The following is a 16,463-nucleotide window of genomic DNA, read 5'->3' on the forward strand; positions in this document are numbered from 1 at the left end:
CCAGCACCTCGATGCGATGACGACCTGCGTGCTGCAGAGCGGGCTTCAGGCGTCGATCCTGCCCTCGATAGGTTTCCTGTCGGCGACTTATTCGATCAGCGTGAGGCACCTGCCCTGCGCTTGGTCCACACGTCGAACGCCACGGCGGCGAGCAGGACGGCGCCCTTGACAAGCATGACCCGCTCACTGGGCGAGCCGATCAGGGACATGCCGTTGTTGATCACCGCCATGATCAGACCACCCGTGATCGCACCCACGACCTTGCCCACGCCGCCCTGCACGGCCGCGCCGCCGATGAAGGCCGCCGCGATCGCGTCCAGCTCGAAGCTGTTGCCCGCCGTCGGACCCGCCTGGTTGAGCCGGCCGGCGAAGATGACGCCGGCGATGGCCGAGAGCACGCCCATGTTGACGAAAATCCAGAAGACGACGGACTTGACCTTCACGCCGGACATCACGGCCGCCTGCAGGTTGCCGCCGATCGCGTAGATCTGCCGGCCGAACACCGTGCGGTTGGCCATCAGCGAATACCCCAGCACGAGCACGGCCAGCAGCACCAGCACCCATGGCAGGTTCTTGAAGCGGGCGAGCTGCACCACGACGAAGAGGATCAGCGCGGCTCCGGCGGCCATCTTCAGCGCGAACAACGCGACGGGCTCGACCGTCTGGCCGTAGCCCTTCCGGGCATTGCGTGTGCGCCACTGCGCCACGACCATGCCGGCGATCGCGACCAGGCCGATCAACAGGCTGAACAGGTCCGCGCCGCCGAGCGGACCGAGGCCGATGTTGCCGAGGTAGCCGTCGGTGAAGCCGTTCGCCAGCGTGCGGACCTGGTCGGGGAACGGGCCGATGCCCTGGTTGCCCAGCACGGTCAGGGTCAGCGCCCGGAACAGCAGCATGCCGGCCAGAGTCACGATGAACGCGGGGATGCCGAAGTAGGCGATCCAGTATCCCTGCCAGGCCCCGATCAGCCCGCCGGCGACAAGCGTGATCAGCAGGGCCAGCGGCCAGGGCATGCCCATGTTCACCATGAGCACGGCGGCCAGCGCCCCGGTGACCGCGACCACCGAGCCGACCGACAGATCGATGTGCCCGGCGATGATGATCAGGATCATCCCGATCGCGAGGATCAGGACGTAGGAGTTCTGAACGATGATGTTGGATATGTTCTGCGGCTGGAGCAACGCGCCGTCGGTCAGCACCGAAAACAGCACGATGATCAGCGCGAAGGCGATGTAGATACCGCTCGAGCGCAGGTTGATCGACAGTCCGCCGAGCGACACCCGTCCCGGCTGCCGTGGCGATCCCCCGTCGCCCTTGGCGCCGACCTGCACGTCGGCGGGCGTGATGCTGCTCATCCGAGCTACTCCTGTCCCTTGGTCATGAGATACATGAGGCGTTCCTGCGTGGCTTCCCCGCGCGGCACTTCCCCGGTGACGCGCCCCTCGGAGAGCGTGTAGATGCGGTCGCACAGGCCAAGCAGCTCAGGCAGCTCAGAAGAGATCACCAGTACGGCCTTGCCCTGGTCGGCCAGGCGGTTGATGATCGTGTAGATCTCGTACTTCGCACCGACGTCGATGCCCCTCGTGGGCTCGTCGAGGATGAGCACGTCCGGCTCGGTCAGGATCCACTTGGAGAGGACGACCTTCTGCTGGTTGCCGCCGCTCAGCTTGCCGACGACGCTGTTGACGCCGGGCGCCTTGATGTTCATGCTCTTGCGGAACTGCTCGGCGACGCGGAATTCCTCGTTCTCGTTGACCCACCCGCGCCGGGACAGGCCCCTGAGTCCGGCGGCGCTGACGTTCCGCTTGATGTCCTCGATGAGGTTGAGGCCGTACCTTTTGCGGTCCTCGGTGGCGTAGGCGATGCCGTGCTTGATCGCGTCCTGGACGGTGCGGATCTCGATCGGCTTGCCGTCCTTGAAGATCCTGCCGGAGATGTGGGTCCCGTACGTCCGCCCGAACACGCTCATCGCCAGTTCGGTGCGTCCGGCGCCCATCAGCCCCGCCAGTCCCACGATCTCCCCGCGGCGCAGCCTGAGCGAGGCCCCGTCGACCACTTTCCTGCCGGGCTGGCTGGGGCTGTAGACCGTCCAGTCCTCGATCCGGAACGCCTCCTCGCCGATCGCCGGTTCCCGCACCGGGAAGCGGTTGTCGAGAGCGCGGCCGACCATGCCGGAGATGATGCGGTCCTCGGTCACGTCGTCGCCGGCCATGTCGAGCGTCTCGATGGTGCGGCCGTCGCGGATGATCGTGACGGCGTCGGCGATGGCGATCACCTCGTTGAGCTTGTGTGAGATGATCACGCAGGTGATGCCCTCGTCCCTGAGCCCGCGCAGCAGGTCGAGCAGGTGCGCCGAGTCGTCGTCGTTGAGCGCCGCGGTCGGCTCGTCGAGGATGAGGAGCTTGACCTCCTTCGACAGCGCCTTGGCGATCTCCACGAGCTGCTGCTTGCCCACGCCGATGTCGGAGATGAGCGTCGTCGGATTCTCGCGCAGGCCGACCCGCTTCGTCAGCTCGCCGGCCTCGTAGTTGGTGCGGTTCCAGTCGATCACGCCGCGTTTGGCCCGCTCGTTGCCCAGGAAGATGTTCTCGGCGATCGACAGCTGCGGGCTGAGCGCCAGCTCCTGATGGATGATGACGATGCCCGCGTGCTCGCTGTCGCGGATGCCGCCGAACTCGCAGCGCCTGCCCTCGAAGGTGATCTCACCTTCGTACTCGCCGTGCGGGTACACCCCGGACAGCACCTTCATCAGCGTCGACTTGCCCGCGCCGTTCTCGCCGCAGATCGCGTGGATCTCGCCCCGCCGCACGGACAGGTTGACGTCCTGTAGCGCCTTCACTCCCGGGAACGTCTTGGTGATCCCGCTCATCCGCAAGATGTGCTCGGTCATATTGCCCCTCGCTCAGGGAGGGCCCGGAGAGACGCCTCCCCGGGCCCGGATCCCCTACTTGAGCTGGTCCTCGGTGTAGTAGTTGCTGCCGACGAGGACGTCCTTGTAGTTGCCCTTGTCGACGATCACCGGGTCCAGCAGGTACGACGGGACGACCTTGACGCCGTTGTTGTAGTCCTTGTCGTTGTTCACCTCGGGCTTGCCGCCCTTCAGCACCGCGTCGGCCATCTTCACGGTCTGCTCCGCGAGGTTGCGGGTGTCCTTGAAGATGGTGGAGTACTGCTCGTCGGCGATGATCGACTTGACCGACTGAAGCTCGGCGTCCTGGCCGGTGACGATCGGGTACGGCTTGCCGTAACCGGAGCTCTTCAGCGCCGACAGGATGCCGATGGACAGCCCGTCGTACGGGGAGAGCACGCCGTCGACCTTGGTGTCGCCGGTGTAGGTCTTGGTGAGGATGTCCTCCATGCGCTTCTGCGCGGTGGCGGGGTCCCACCGGAGGATGGCGGCCTGCTTGAAGTCCGTCTGGCCGCTCTTGATCACCAGCGTGCCGTCATCGATCTTCGGCTGCAGCACCGACATGGCGCCGTTCCAGAAGAAGGTCGCGTTGTTGTCGTCGGGCGAGCCGCCGAACAGCTCGACGTTGAACGGTCCCTTCTTGCCGTCCTCGACGCCGAGGCCCTTCAGCAGCGACGTCGCCTGCTGCACGCCGACCTTGAAGTTGTCGAAGGTGGCGTAGTAGTCGACGTTCGGGCTGTTGCGGATGAGCCGGTCGTAGGCGATGACCGGGATCTTGTTGTCCGCGGCCTGCTGCAGCTGCGAGGTGATCGCGGTGCCGTCGATCGAGGCGATGATCAGGAGCTTGGCGCCCTTGGTGATCTGGTTCTCGATCTGGTTCGCCTGGGTCGGGATGTCGTTCTCCGCGTACTGCAGGTCGACCTGGTAGCCCAGCTTCTCGAGCTGCTGCTTGACGTTGTCGCCGTCGTGAATCCAGCGCTCGGACGACTTCGTCGGCATGGTGACGCCGATCAGGGCGCCGGCGTTGCCGGCGGCGGTGGACGCCGAGGCCTGGGCGTCCACCGTCTTCTGGCTGGAGCCGCAGGCCGTCATGGTCACGGCGACCGCGATGGCGGACACCACGCCCCCGATACGTGCCAATCTCATGTGCTTCTCCTTGTTGGTGAGGGCACGGCAGAGCTGGGTGTGGCTGCTGCCGATGGAGGGAGTGGGTTCACAGAACCTACCAAATCGACTCAAAGTTCACTGGTGTGACCTGCATCTTTGCCAAATCTATAGACGCATCGTCGGCATGTCGCGGTGCTCACCGGCGTGAGCGACCCAGGAACAGCCGTTGCAGCAGGATGAAGGCGAACAGCAGCACGCCGATGAAGATCTTGGTCCACCACGAGCTCAGCGTGCCCTCGAAACTGATGATCGTTTGAATCAGGCCGAGCACGAGCACGCCGAGCACGGTGCCGAGCAGATAGCCGCTGCCGCCGGTGAGGAGCGTGCCGCCGATGACGACCGCCGCGATCGCGTCCAGTTCCATGCCGACGGCGCTGAGCCCGTAGCCCGACAGGGAGTAGAAGGCGAACAGCAGGCCGCCGAGGGCGGAGCAGAAGCCGCTGATCGTGTAGACGGCGATCTTCGTGCGGGCCACCGAAAGGCCCATCAGGAGCGCCGACTGCTCGCTGCCGCCGGTCGCGTAGACGCTGCGGCCGAGCCGGGTGTAGTGCAGCACGAACGCCGCGATCAGCACGACCACGACGGCGATCAGCGCGCTCGGGGAGACCGACAGGTCGCCGCCGAGGCCGATCCGCGTCTGGGCGATCGCGGTGAACGTCTCGTTCTCGATCGGGATCGAGTCGGTGCTGATCGTGTAGCACAGGCCGCGGGCGAGGAACATCCCGGCCAGCGTGACGATGAACGGCTGGATCTCGAAGTAGTGAATGATCGCGCCCATGCCCAGGCCCAGCACCGCGCCGATCACCAGCACCAGGGCGATGACCCCCGGCGCCGGCCAGCCGTCCTTCAGCAGGCTCGCCGCGATCATGGTGGAGAGCGCGACGACGGACCCGACCGACAGGTCGATGCCGCCGGTGAGAATGACGAACGTCATCCCGACCGCGACCACCAGCAGGAAGGCGTTGTCGATGAAGACGTTGAGGATGATCTGCCCGGTGGCGAAGTTCTCGTAGCGGATGCCTCCCGCCACGAACATCGCCACGAACAGGCCCGCGGTCACCAGGACCGGGATGTACTTCTGCGGGACCGCGCGACGCAGGCCCGGCAGGCCGGTGATGCTCGTCACGCCGAGACCCTCACCTTCTCTTCGGTCGCCGGGCGCGCCTCGACCGGGCGCATGCGGCGTTGGAAGACCTTCGCGCGGAAGGCCGGGGACTGGATCAGGCAGACCACGGTCACCACGAGCGCCTTGAACAGCAGCGTGGTCTCCGGCGGAACGCCGATCGAGTAGATCGTGGTGGTCAGCGTCTGGATGATGAGGGCGCCCAGCACGGTGCCGCTCAGGGAGAACCGGCCGCCGGCCAGCGAGGTGCCTCCGATGACGACGGCGAGGATGGCGTCCAGCTCGATCCACAGGCCGGCGTTGTTGCCGTCGGCGCTGGAGACGTTCGAGCTGATCATCAGGCCCGCGATGCCGGCGCACAGCCCGCAGAAGGTGTAGACCATGATCAGCACGCCGCGGGCGCTGATGCCGGCCAGCCGGCTCGCCTCGGCGTTGCCGCCGACGGACTCGATCAGCAGGCCCAGCGCCAGCCGCCGGGTGAGGAACGCGGTGAGGGCGAGGACCACCGCCACGATGATGATGCCGAACGGCAGCGTCAGCCAGTAACCACCGCCGATCAGCTTGTACGGCGAGCTGTTCACCGTGGTGATCTGGCCGTCGGTGATGAGCTGCGCCAGACCGCGCCCGGCGACCATCAGGATCAGCGTCGCGATGATCGGCTGGATCCCGATGCCCGCGACGAGGAAGCCGTTCCACGCGCCGAGGACCACCGACAGCACGAGCGCGAGGCCCACGGCCCCGAGCACACCGGTCACCGAGTTCTGGTCCGACAGGTCGCTGATGCGCAGGCAGGCCAGGGCGCCGGCGATCGCCACGACGGAACCGACCGACAGGTCGATGCCGCTGGTGGCGATGACGAGCGTCATGCCGAGCGACACCAGGATCAGCGGAGCGCCGAACCGGACGATGTCGATCAGGCTGCCGTAGAGGTGCCCATCCTTCATCTGGACCTTGAAGAAGTTGTCGGTGAAGAACAGGTTCAGCGCCAGCAGCGCCACCAGGATCAGCAGGGGCCAGAACAGGCGATGTTTGAGGAACCCTCTCATGACCGAGCTCCGCTCGCGATCGTCTCCGTCAGGCTGTCGGTGGTCAGGCGTTCGTCGTTGTCGATCTGGGCGACCAGCTTGCGGTCGCGCAGCACGCCGACCTTGTGGCTGAGCCGCAGCACCTCCTCCAGTTCGGCGGAGATGAACAGCACGGCCATCCCACCGTCGGAGAGCTCGGCGACCAGGCGCTGGATCTCGGCCTTGGCGCCGACGTCGATGCCGCGGGTCGGCTCGTCGAGGATGAGCAGGCGGGGCTCCAGGATGAGCCAGCGGGCCAGCAGCACCTTCTGCTGGTTGCCGCCGCTGAGGTTCCTGATGAGCTGGTCGGGGTTGGCCGGGCGGATGTTCAGCGCGGCGATGTACTTGTCGACCAGCTCGTCCTGCCTGCGCCGCGGGATCGGCCGGGTCCAGCCACGCGCGGCCTGCAGGGCGAGGATGAGGTTCTCCCGGACGGTGAGGTCGGGGACGAGCCCTTCGGCGCGCCTGTTCTCCGAGCAGAAGGCCAGCTTCCGGGAGACCGCGGCCCGGGGCGTGCGCAAGCTGACCTGCTCGCCGCCGATCTTCAGCGCGCCCGTGCCCGCGTGGTCGGCCCCGAACAGCAGCCGGGCGACCTCCGTACGGCCCGAGCCGAGCAGCCCGGCCAGGCCGACGACCTCGCCCTCGTGGATGGTGAGCGTGAACGGCTCGATCGCCCCGGAGCGGCCCAGCTCGACGGCCTCCACCAGCGGCGCGGCCTCGCGGGCCGGCGGGCGGCCCTCCAGTTTCTCCAGGTCGGCCAGCTCACGGCCGATCATCTTGCCGACCAGCTCGACCTGGCTGAGCTCGCTCGTGAGGTACTCCCCCACGAGCTTGCCGTTGCGCAGGATCGTCATCCGGTCGGAGATCTCGTAGATCTGGTCGAGGAAGTGCGAGACGAACAGGATCGCGATGCCCTCCTCCTTGAGCCGGCGCATCACCCGGAAGAGCTGGGCGACCTCCCCGGCGTCGAGGCTGGAGGTGGGCTCGTCGAGGATGAGCACCTTCGCGTCGATGTCCACCGCGCGTGCGATCGCCACCATCTGCTGGATCGCCAGCGAGTACGACGACAGAGGGGCCGACACGTCGAGGTCGAGGTCGAGCCGGGCGAGGATCTCCGCCGCCCGGCGGCGCATCTTCTTCCATAGGATCCGGCCGAAGCTGCGCGGCTCACGGCCGATGAAGATGTTCTCCGCCACCGACAGGTTCGTGCAGAGGTTGACTTCCTGGTAGACGGTGCTGATCCCCGCGTGCTGGGCGGCGAGCGGGCTGTGGAAGACGACGCGCCTGCCCTCCAGCTCGATCTCGCCGGCGTCGATGTCGTACACGCCGGTCAGTACCTTGATCAGGGTCGACTTTCCTGCGCCGTTCTCTCCCATCAGCGCGTGGACCTCGCCCGGCAACAGCCGGAAGTCGACGCCGTCCAGTGCCTTCACACCGGGGAACTGCTTGCCGATCCCGCTCATCCGCAGGATCGGCGCGGGTGCGGCCATGCGGCGCCCCTCTCTCTCCTCTGTGTTTCCCGCTCACCATCGGGACGCTCACGCCCGCCTGGTCGTGCCGGAGGCGCGCAGATGAACGCCTCCCTCGTCGCGCTTGGTCGCTTCGCTCCCGCGCACTCCTCGGTCCGGATCGGCGGCGCGCCCCTCAGGATCGCTCGGTCCTCGTGGGAAGGGCCGCCCCCCGCGGGGGGAGCGGCCCGGAACCCGATCAGTACTTGCGGTTGGGCAGGGCCTCCTTGGCCTGCTCCTGGGTGAAGGTGGTCTCCTCGGTCACCACCCGCTGGGGCACCTGCTCACCCTTGACGACCTTCTTGGCGAGGTCCATGAGCTGGGTGCCGAGCAGCGGGGAGCACTCGACGATGTAGTTGATCTTGCCGTCGGCGAGGGCCTGCATGCCGTCGTGGACCGCGTCGACCGTGATGATCTTGATGTCCTTGCCGGGCACCTTGCCCGCGCCCTCGATCGCCTCGATGGCGCCGAGACCCATGTCGTCGTTGTGCGCGTACAGCACGTCGATCTTGGGGTTGGACTTGAGGAAGGCCTCCATGACCTCCTTGCCCTTGGCGCGGGTGAAGTCTCCGCTCTGCGAAGCGATGACCTTGAACTTCGGATCGGCGGAGATGACCTCCTGGAAACCGGACTTGCGGTCGTTGGCGGGCGCGGAGCCGGTGGTGCCCTCAAGCTGGACGATGTTCACCTCGTCCTTGCTGTCCTTGTACTGGTCCACCAGCCACTGGCCGGCCTTCTTGCCCTCCTCGACGAAGTCCGAGCCGAGGAAGGTCTTGTACAGGCTGGTGTCCTTGGAATCCACGGCCCGGTCGGTGAGGATGACCGGGATCTTCGCGTTCTGCGCCTCCTTGAGGACGGTGTCCCAGCCCGACTCGACCACCGGCGAGAAGGCGATCACGTCGACCTTCTGCTGGATGTAGGAGCGGATGGCCTTGATCTGGTTCTCCTGCTTCTGCTGAGCGTCGGAGAACTTCAGCTCGATGCCGGCGGTCTTGGCCGACTCCTGGATGTCCTTGGTGTTGGCGGTACGCCAGCCACTTTCCGCGCCGACCTGGGCGAAGCCCATGACGATCTTGTCGTCGCCGCCGGACGAGCCGCCCGCCGACGTCGAGCCGTCGTCGCTGCTGCCGCAACCGGCCATCGTCAGGGCCGTGGCGCCGGCCAGGATCAGTGCCGAGAACCTCTTCAACACTGGGGGGATCCTTTCATTTCTGTTAGCGCTAACACCCCAGGTGGGCGCAGCGCTGATTATTCGTTGTCTCCGTACGGCTAGAGCGCGGCGGTGCTTCCCCTGAGCACGAACTGGGGAGGCACGACGAGACGCTCGTGAGGGAGCGGCTCGCCCGACTCGATCTGCCTGAGCAGCACGTCGATGCTGCGCCTGCCGACGGCCCCGAAGTCCTGTCTGATGGTGGTGAGCGGCGGGGAGAAGAACTCCGACTCAGGGATGTCGTCGAAGCCCACGATGCTGATCTGCTCGGGGACCTTCACCCCCTCCTCCGTGAACGCGCGCAGGAGGCCGAGCGCCATCTGGTCGTTGGCGACGAACACCGCGGTGACGTCGCCGGCCATGGCGGCGAGCTGCTTGCCGGCCCGGTAACCCGAGCGCGGGCTCCAGTCGCCGGTCAACGGGCCGGGGACGGGCCGGCCCGCGGCGGTCAGGACCCCGCGCCAGCCCTCGATCCGGCCCTCGGCCTCCAGCCAGTCCGCCGGGCCGCTGACATGCCAGACGGTCTCGTGCCCGAGGTCGAGCAGGTGCGAGGTCGCCAGCCTGGCGCCCTCGACCTGGTCGACGCTGACCACGGAGACGTCGCCCTGATGCCAGCCCTCGACGGCCACGGCGGGCATGCCCGCCGGCAGGTCGTCGAGCGCCCGGGCCGCCGAACGCTGCGGGGCGACGACGACGATGCCGTCCACCCCCTGCTCGGCGAGGTAGCCGATCGCGTCGTTCACGCCGGCCCTGTCGATGGTTCGCAGACTCACGATGCTGACGAAGTAGCCCGCGTCCCTCGCGGCCTGTTCGATTCCGTATACCGTGCTCGCGGGGCCGTACAGCGTCGTGTCGAAGCTGACCACGCCCAGCGTGCGCGAGTGCTTGGTGACCAGTGCCCGGGCGACGAGGTTGCGGCGGTAACCGAGCTGGTCGATGGCCCGCATGACCCGGGTGCGGGTCTCGGCGCGGACGTTCGGATGGTCGTTGAGCACCCGCGAGACCGTCTGGTGCGACACCCCGGCCAGCCTGGCCACGTCGGCCATGACGGGCGGGCGGCGGTCGACGTTCGGTCTCACTGGCGCTCCTCTCAAGTGCTTGGGAAGACTGTGAGCGTTAACACGACCTCTCGTCAAGGAGGCGGCCGGTTACGGTCCGGTCACACCGAAACATCGCGTTAACGTCCTATTGACGGACATGCCATAGGGCTTTTAACTGGGGGCCGAATCCAGCTTGTTAGCGCTCACTCTGCGCCCACCCGGCGATGTTAGCGCTAACAGAACCCGGAGGAGCCCCCCGAATGAGCAGAAAGGCCTGGTCACTGGCCTTGTCGGCGGCCCTGTTGAGTGGCACGGTGAGCGGTGCGCTGGGGGGCGTGGTCCTCACCACGCCCGCTCGGGCCGAAACCGCCGACCCGATCCCCGCGGGCGCGGCCGTCGACCGGTTCGACGCCGCCGCGCTCGGTCCCGACTGGCAGGTCCTCAACCCCGACGACACGCAGTGGTCGCTGCGCGAGCAGCCCGGCAGCCTGCGACTGCACTCGCTGAAAGGCGACACCTACCAGACCGACAACTCGGCCAAGAACATCTTCCTCATGGACGTCCCGGCCGGAGACTTCGAGGTCGTCGCGAAGTTCAGCGCCCCGGTCGCGCTCGACTACCAGAGCGCCGGCATCTTCGCCTGGCAGGACTGGGACAACTACGTCCGCGCCGGCCTCGCCCACGTCGGATCCTCCGGCGGCAACGTGATCGAGACCGACACCGAGGTCAAGGCGGCCTTCACCGCGGCGTTCGCGAGCCGCCCCGGCTCGGCCGGGGAGATCCTGAAGCTGACCAGGTCGGGCAACGAGTTCACCAGCGCCTACTGGGACGGCTCCGGCTGGGCGCAGGCGTCCAAGGTGGCCGCCACGCTCGACGTCAGGCAGGTCGGCCTGTTCGCGCTGTCCGCGCAGAACGGCACGCCCATAACAGCCGACTTCGACTACTTCGCCGTCAAGACGGCCGAGGGCAGGGCGGTCGTACCGTCCGGGCCGTTCGCGCTGCGCGCGGCCGGCGCGACGCCGTACCTGTCGGTCGCCGAGGACGGGCGGGTGACCGCCTCCGGTGCCCAGGGCATGACGAGCCTCGCGCTCACCGCCGAGGACAAGGGCGACGGCACGGTGGCGCTCAAGGACCTGAACGGCAAGGGCTACCTGCGCGTCGCCGACGACTCCACGCTGCGCCTCGGCTCTGCGGCCGGAGCGTTCCAGCTGCGTGACGCGGGCGGCGGCAAGGTGTACCTGTCCGCCGGGGACAAGCAGGTCGCGGTGGACGACGGCACGCTCGTCGCCACGGCGCAGGACTCGGCGGCACAGGGAACGAAGTTCCAGGTCGAGGGTTACGCCAAGGACGTCGGCGAGCTCACGGTGGACACCACCGCGGCCGGCACCAAGGTCGGCCCCAACCTGTACGGCATCTTCTACGAGGACATCAACCACGCGGCCGACGGCGGCCTGTACGCCGAGCTCGTGCAGAACCGGTCCTTCGAGTTCAACTCGGTCGACAACCGGAGCTACAACGGCCTGACCGCGTGGACCAAGGTCGAGCGCGGGGGCGCGACCGGCACGGCCGCGGTCAGCGGCGACCACCCGCTGAACGACAACAACCGCAACTTCCTGCGGCTCGACATCGCCACGCCCGGCACCGGCGTCGGTGTGCGCAACGCCGGCTTCAACAGAGGCATCGCCGTGCAGGCCGGCAAGGCGTACGACCTGTCGCTGTTCGCCCGGCGCACCAGCGGCGGCCCGATCACCGCGACGATCGAGAACGCCGACGGCTCGCAGGTGTACGGCACCGCCACGATCGACGCGCAGTCGGCCGAGTGGAAGAAGTACACCGCGACGATCACCGCGAGCGAGACCAGCGACGCGGCACGCCTGGTCGTGCTGGCCGGCGGTTCCGGCCGGGTCGACCTCGACATGATCTCGCTGTTCCCGGAGGACACCTTCAAGGGCCGCCCGAACGGCATGCGCAAGGACCTCGCCGAGACGATCGCGGCGCTCAAGCCGCGTTTCCTGCGCTTCCCCGGCGGCTGCGTGACCAACGTCGGCACCTACGACCCGTACTCGCTCACCCAGGACCGGCGCCGCATCTACCAGTGGAAGGAGACGCTCGGCCCGGTCGAGGAGCGGCCGACCAACTTCAACTTCTGGGGCTACAACCAGACGTACGGCATCGGCTACTACGAGTACTTCCAGTTCGCCGAGGACCTGGGCGCCGAGGCGCTGCCGGTCCTGTCGGTGGGGGTCAACGGCTGCAACGAGAACCGGCCGCTGACCGACGAGACCACGTTGCGGCGCTGGGTCCAGGACACGCTCGACCTCATCGAGTTCGCCAACGGCCCGGCCGACACCACCTGGGGCGCCAAGCGGGCCGCGATGGGACACCCCAAGCCGTTCGGCCTGAAGTACATCGGCCTCGGCAACGAGGAGATCTACAACGAGTTCTTCACGAACTATCCCAAGTTCGCGAACGCGATCCGGGCCAAGTATCCGGACATCAAGATCCTTTCGAACTCCGGCCAGACCTCCCAGGGCACCTGGTTCGACCGCATGTGGCAGTTCGCGCGTGACCAGAAGGCCGACCTGGTCGACGAGCACTACTACAACGACCCGAGCTGGTTCCTGGCCAACAACCACCGCTACGACACCTACGACCGCAACGGCCCGCACGTCTTCGTCGGGGAGTACGCCTCGAAGGGCAACACCTACTGGAACGCGCTGACCGAGGCGTCGTACCTGACCGGCATCGAGCGCAACTCCGACGTCGTCGAGCTCGCGTCGTACGCGCCGCTGCTGTCCAACGTCGACTACGTCAACTGGACGCCGGACCTCATCTGGTTCGACAACGACCAGGTGTACGGCTCGCCCAGCTACTACGTGCAGCGCATGTTCTCCCGCAACGTGGGCGACACCGTGCTGCCGAGCACGTACAAGGCGAGCCCCCTGCCGGTGGACGACATCAAGGGCGCCATCGGCCTCGGCTCCTGGAGCACCCAGGTCCGCTACGACGACGTCAAGGTGACCGCAGCCGACGGCACGGTCCTGTTCAGCGACGACTTCTCGGACGGCGCGGGCAGGTGGACTCCGGGTCAGGGGACGTGGGGCGTGCAGGACGGCGCGTACGTCCAGTCGGCCAACGTGACCGACGCCCGCTCCACGGCCGGCTCGGCGGACTGGTCCGGCTACACACTGGAGGTCACCGCCCGCAAGACCGGCGGCGCCGAGGGCTTCCTGGTGATGTTCGGCGCGAAGGACACCGGCAACTTCTACTGGTGGAACATCGGCGGCTGGAACAACACCCAGTCGGCCGTCGAGAAGGCCACCAACGGCGCCAAGTCGTCGATCGCGACCTCCGGCACGACGGTCCAGACGGGCCGCGACTACAAAATCAAGATTCAGGTCGCCGGGCGGCGCATCACCACCTGGCTGGACGGCCAGAAGATCAACGATTTCATCGACAACGCCTCCGTCGAGCCGCTCTACCAGGTGGTCTCGAAGGACGGCGACACCGGCGACATCGTGATCAAGGCCGTCAACGTCCAGGACACCGCCGTCCGCAGCACGGTCGACCTCGGCCACGCCAAGATCGCGCCGAAGGCCGTCGTCACCTCGCTCACCGGTGACCCCGCCGCCGTCAACTCACTCACCGAGCCCACGAAGATCTCCCCCGTCGAGCGCGAGGTGAGCGGCTTCTCCGAGTCGTTCACCTACGACTTCCCCGCCCACTCGGTGACGTTCATCCGCCTCGGCAAGGACACCCGGGCCGACACCACCGTCACCGCGCACGCCTCGCCCAAGCAGGTGAAGCAGGGCAAGAAGGTCCAGGTTCACTACAGCCTCAGCCCGAAGGGCGCGACCGGGGCGGTGACCGTGTCCGAGGGCGCGACCATCCTCGGCGAGGGCACGCTCGACCCCGGCGGCCAGGGCAGGACCGAACTCGGCCTCGACCTGCCGACCGGCACGCACGAGCTCACCGTCTCCTACTCCGGCGACGCCCGCTTCCGGCCGTCGAGCACCACCCTCACCCTGGAGGTGAAGCCGTAGGACCCGCCGCCCGGGGCGGCCTCCACCCGTGAGCGGCGGCAGGCGTGGACACGCCTGCCGCCGTTCCTCGCCGTGTCCGATCACCGGAGCGGACGGCGCGGCCGACAGCCCGCACGGGGGGACGATCCTCAGGGAAGGCGTGTTCCACGCGTCCCGCCGGGGGCCTAGACCGGCGAGACGCGATGTTCCGCCGGCTCGCGAGCGAGCCGGGCGGAAGCTCTCTCAGGGCCTCGCGCCGGTGCTCTCCCTCACCACGAGTTCGGGCTCCACCATGCGTCTCGCCTCGCCTTCCGCGCCCGCGATGCGGTCCAGCAGGAGCTGGAACGCCTGCCGTCCGACCTCGCCGAAGTTCTGCCGCACGGTGGTGAGGGGCGGCCAGAAGTAGGCCGCCTCGGGGACGTCGTCGAACCCGACGACGCTCACGTCCTCGGGGACCCGCCGGCCCGCCTCCCGCAGGGCCCGCAGCACGCCCATCGCCATGTGGTCGTTGGCCACGAAGATCGCCGTCACGTGGGGCTCGCGGGCGAGCCGCTTGCCGATCTCGTAGCCGGAGTGGGCGGTCCAGTCGCCGACCAGCGGATCGGGGACCTCCCGGCCCTCCGCCTCCAGCGCCGACCGCCACCCTGCCACGCGGCCGCTCGCGTCGATCCAGTTGGGCGGGCCCGACAGGTGCCACACCGTGCGGTGGCCCAGACTGAGCAGGTGGCGGGTGGCGCGGGCGGCGCCGGCGTACTGGTCCACCGCCGCCACCGGCACCGGCAGGTCCGATCCGCCGCCGACGTCGACCACCGGGAGCCCCGGGGGAAGGTTCCGCAGCCCCTCGGCGGCCGACTCGTGCGGCGCGACGACGATGACGCCGTCCACCGACTGGGACCGCAGACGGTCGATCCCTCTGGTGATCCACCTGCGGTTGAGCGCGGGCAGGCTGGCGATGCTGACGAGGTAGTCGCTGTCCCTGGCCGCCTGCTCGATGCCGAACAACGTGGAGGCCGGGCCGTACAACGTGGTGTCGAAGCAGACGACTCCCAGCACGCCCGAGCGGCCGGTCACCAGGACCCGCGCCGCCGAATTGGGCCGGTAGTCCAGCTCGCGGACCGCCGCGAGGACACGCGCGCGGGTCTCCGGGCGCACCTTCTCCGGGGCGTTCAGCACTCGCGACACCGTCATCGCCGACACTCCCGCCAGCTCCGCGACGTCCTCCATGACCGCCGCCCTGGGGCGTTCGGCCGGGTTCTCTCCAGGCCGGACTTTCGTCATCCGCCGCGTCCCCGCTCGTTCGTCAGGTTTCCTGAGTTCGCGGTAACAGCGAGCCCTGTCAACGTTGACATGATCACTGTTGCGTCACGAGGCTTGCGAAGCGCGTTCCGCCTGGTGATCGCGTATGCCCTACCGCCCTCCTGATGGTATCGCTAACAGCTCGTTTCGCCCTGCCGTGACGCTCCCGCCGGTTGGCCGCGCAGCTCACCACGAGTGAGCCAGGCGAGGGCGCACAGGAGCACGACCGCGCCGCCCGCCTGTACGGCGGACACGCGCTCCCCCAGCAGCACGACGCCGATGACCGCGGCGACGAGCGGTTCGATCAGGGACAGGGCCGACGCCGTGGTGCCGCCCACGACGCGCAGCCCCGCGAAGAACAGCCCGTACGCGAGCGCCGTCGGCACGGCCGCCAGGTAACCGAGCAGCAGCACGTTGGTCACGGCGTGCCCGGCGGGCAGGAGCCCTCCGGCGGCGGCGAGCGGGAGCAGGCAGGCCGCACCCCCGGCGAACCCCCACACGGCCACGCCGTCGGCCGGCATCCGGCGGGTCGTGAGGGTGACGAGGGAGTAGGCCGCCGCCGACAGCAGCGCGTAGCCGGCGCCCGCGGGGGTGATCGCGTCCGCCCCTCCCACGAGCATGGCGAGACCGCAGACGGCGAGCGCGGCGCACCCGAGGCCGCTGCGGCGCAGCGGTTCGCCCAGGAAGACCCGGCCGCCGGCCGCCACCAGGAGCGGGGTGGCGCCCATCGTGATCATCGTGGCGACCGCGACCCCGGCCTGGGCGATCGCCGCGAAATAGGCGGCCTGGCAGACCGCCATCGCGGGGCCGACGAGCAGCACCGCCCGCCAGGAGGGGCGGCTGCGGGCGACGGCGAGCAGGAGCACCGCGCCGCAGGCGAAGCGCCAGAACGACACGGCGACGGGACTCAGCTGTCCCGCGCCGTGCAGCATCGCCCCCGCCGGTCCCCCGGTTCCCCAGGCGATCGCGGCGGTGGACACGTAAACGAGGCCCTGCCGTACGGACAGGGCTGGAGCGTGGTTCATCGACGTCTCTCCAGTGAGGTGGGCCCGATTCCCGTACGCGGGCAGGGGCCACCGGCCGGGCCCCCGGGCCCGGCTCACCGGAGGACGCCGCCCGCTAGCG

General features: G+C 68.4%; 11 protein-coding genes. 1 reads left to right on the plus strand and 10 read right to left on the minus strand.

All coding sequences use genetic code 11. The annotated features are described in order from the left end of the window. Positions 1-95: 95 nt before the first annotated feature. The 8 genes from mmsB to AAH991_RS13010 all read right to left on the minus strand — a co-directional run bounded on the left by mmsB (position 96) and on the right by AAH991_RS13010 (position 10,026). Positions 96-1,355 carry a multiple monosaccharide ABC transporter permease gene (mmsB, locus tag AAH991_RS12975; RefSeq protein ID WP_346226032.1) on the minus strand — a complete coding sequence of 420 codons (1,260 nt, stop codon included), beginning with the start codon at positions 1,353-1,355 and terminating at the stop codon, positions 96-98. Between the two features lie 5 nt (positions 1,356-1,360). Continuing rightward, positions 1,361-2,890 (minus strand): multiple monosaccharide ABC transporter ATP-binding protein, encoded by a 1,530-nt coding sequence (gene mmsA / locus AAH991_RS12980; protein WP_346226033.1) that lies wholly within the window; start codon positions 2,888-2,890, stop codon positions 1,361-1,363. A gap of 54 nt (positions 2,891-2,944) precedes the next feature. Continuing rightward, complete coding sequence (gene chvE, locus AAH991_RS12985) at positions 2,945-4,054, minus strand: multiple monosaccharide ABC transporter substrate-binding protein (RefSeq protein ID WP_346226034.1); 1,110 nt, start codon at positions 4,052-4,054, stop codon at positions 2,945-2,947. A gap of 157 nt (positions 4,055-4,211) precedes the next feature. Further along, entirely contained in the window at positions 4,212-5,201 is a 990-nt protein-coding gene (gene yjfF / locus AAH991_RS12990; RefSeq protein ID WP_346226035.1) for a galactofuranose ABC transporter, permease protein YjfF, read from the minus strand. Next, on the minus strand, positions 5,198-6,244 hold the full coding sequence (locus AAH991_RS12995) for an ABC transporter permease (protein ID WP_346226036.1): 1,047 nt from the start codon (positions 6,242-6,244) through the stop codon (positions 5,198-5,200). The genes yjfF and AAH991_RS12995 overlap by 4 nt, the downstream gene beginning before the upstream one ends. Then, positions 6,241-7,752, minus strand: a complete 1,512-nt coding sequence (locus tag AAH991_RS13000) for a sugar ABC transporter ATP-binding protein (protein WP_346226037.1) — start codon at positions 7,750-7,752, stop codon at positions 6,241-6,243. Before AAH991_RS13000 ends, AAH991_RS12995 begins: the two co-directional genes overlap by 4 nt. A 217-nt stretch (positions 7,753-7,969) precedes the next feature. After that, a complete protein-coding gene (locus AAH991_RS13005) occupies positions 7,970-8,962 on the minus strand; it encodes an ABC transporter substrate-binding protein (RefSeq protein ID WP_346226038.1) in 993 nt (330 codons plus the stop codon). A 77-nt stretch (positions 8,963-9,039) separates the two neighbouring features. Next, the gene (locus tag AAH991_RS13010; protein ID WP_346226079.1) at positions 9,040-10,026 is read right to left on the minus strand and encodes a LacI family DNA-binding transcriptional regulator; all 987 of its coding nucleotides are present in this window, start codon (positions 10,024-10,026) and stop codon (positions 9,040-9,042) included. 254 nt (positions 10,027-10,280) lie between these two features. Here AAH991_RS13010 and AAH991_RS13015 point away from each other — a divergent pair, with 254 nt between their 5' ends. After that, positions 10,281-14,063: an alpha-L-arabinofuranosidase family protein gene (locus AAH991_RS13015; protein ID WP_346226039.1), complete on the plus strand. Its 3,783-nt coding sequence runs from the start codon at positions 10,281-10,283 to the stop codon at positions 14,061-14,063. Positions 14,064-14,285: 222 nt separating this feature from the next. Here AAH991_RS13015 and AAH991_RS13020 read toward each other — a convergent pair whose 3' ends face one another. Continuing rightward, entirely contained in the window at positions 14,286-15,320 is a 1,035-nt protein-coding gene (locus tag AAH991_RS13020) for a LacI family DNA-binding transcriptional regulator (RefSeq protein WP_346226040.1), read from the minus strand. Between the two features lie 152 nt (positions 15,321-15,472). Then, entirely contained in the window at positions 15,473-16,363 is an 891-nt protein-coding gene (locus tag AAH991_RS13025) for a DMT family transporter (protein WP_346226041.1), read from the minus strand. Between the last annotated feature and the right edge of the window lie 100 nt (positions 16,364-16,463).

Origin of the sequence: Microbispora sp. ZYX-F-249 (assembly GCF_039649665.1) — a bacterium.
Taxonomy (GTDB): Bacteria; Actinomycetota; Actinomycetes; order Streptosporangiales; family Streptosporangiaceae; genus Microbispora; species Microbispora maris.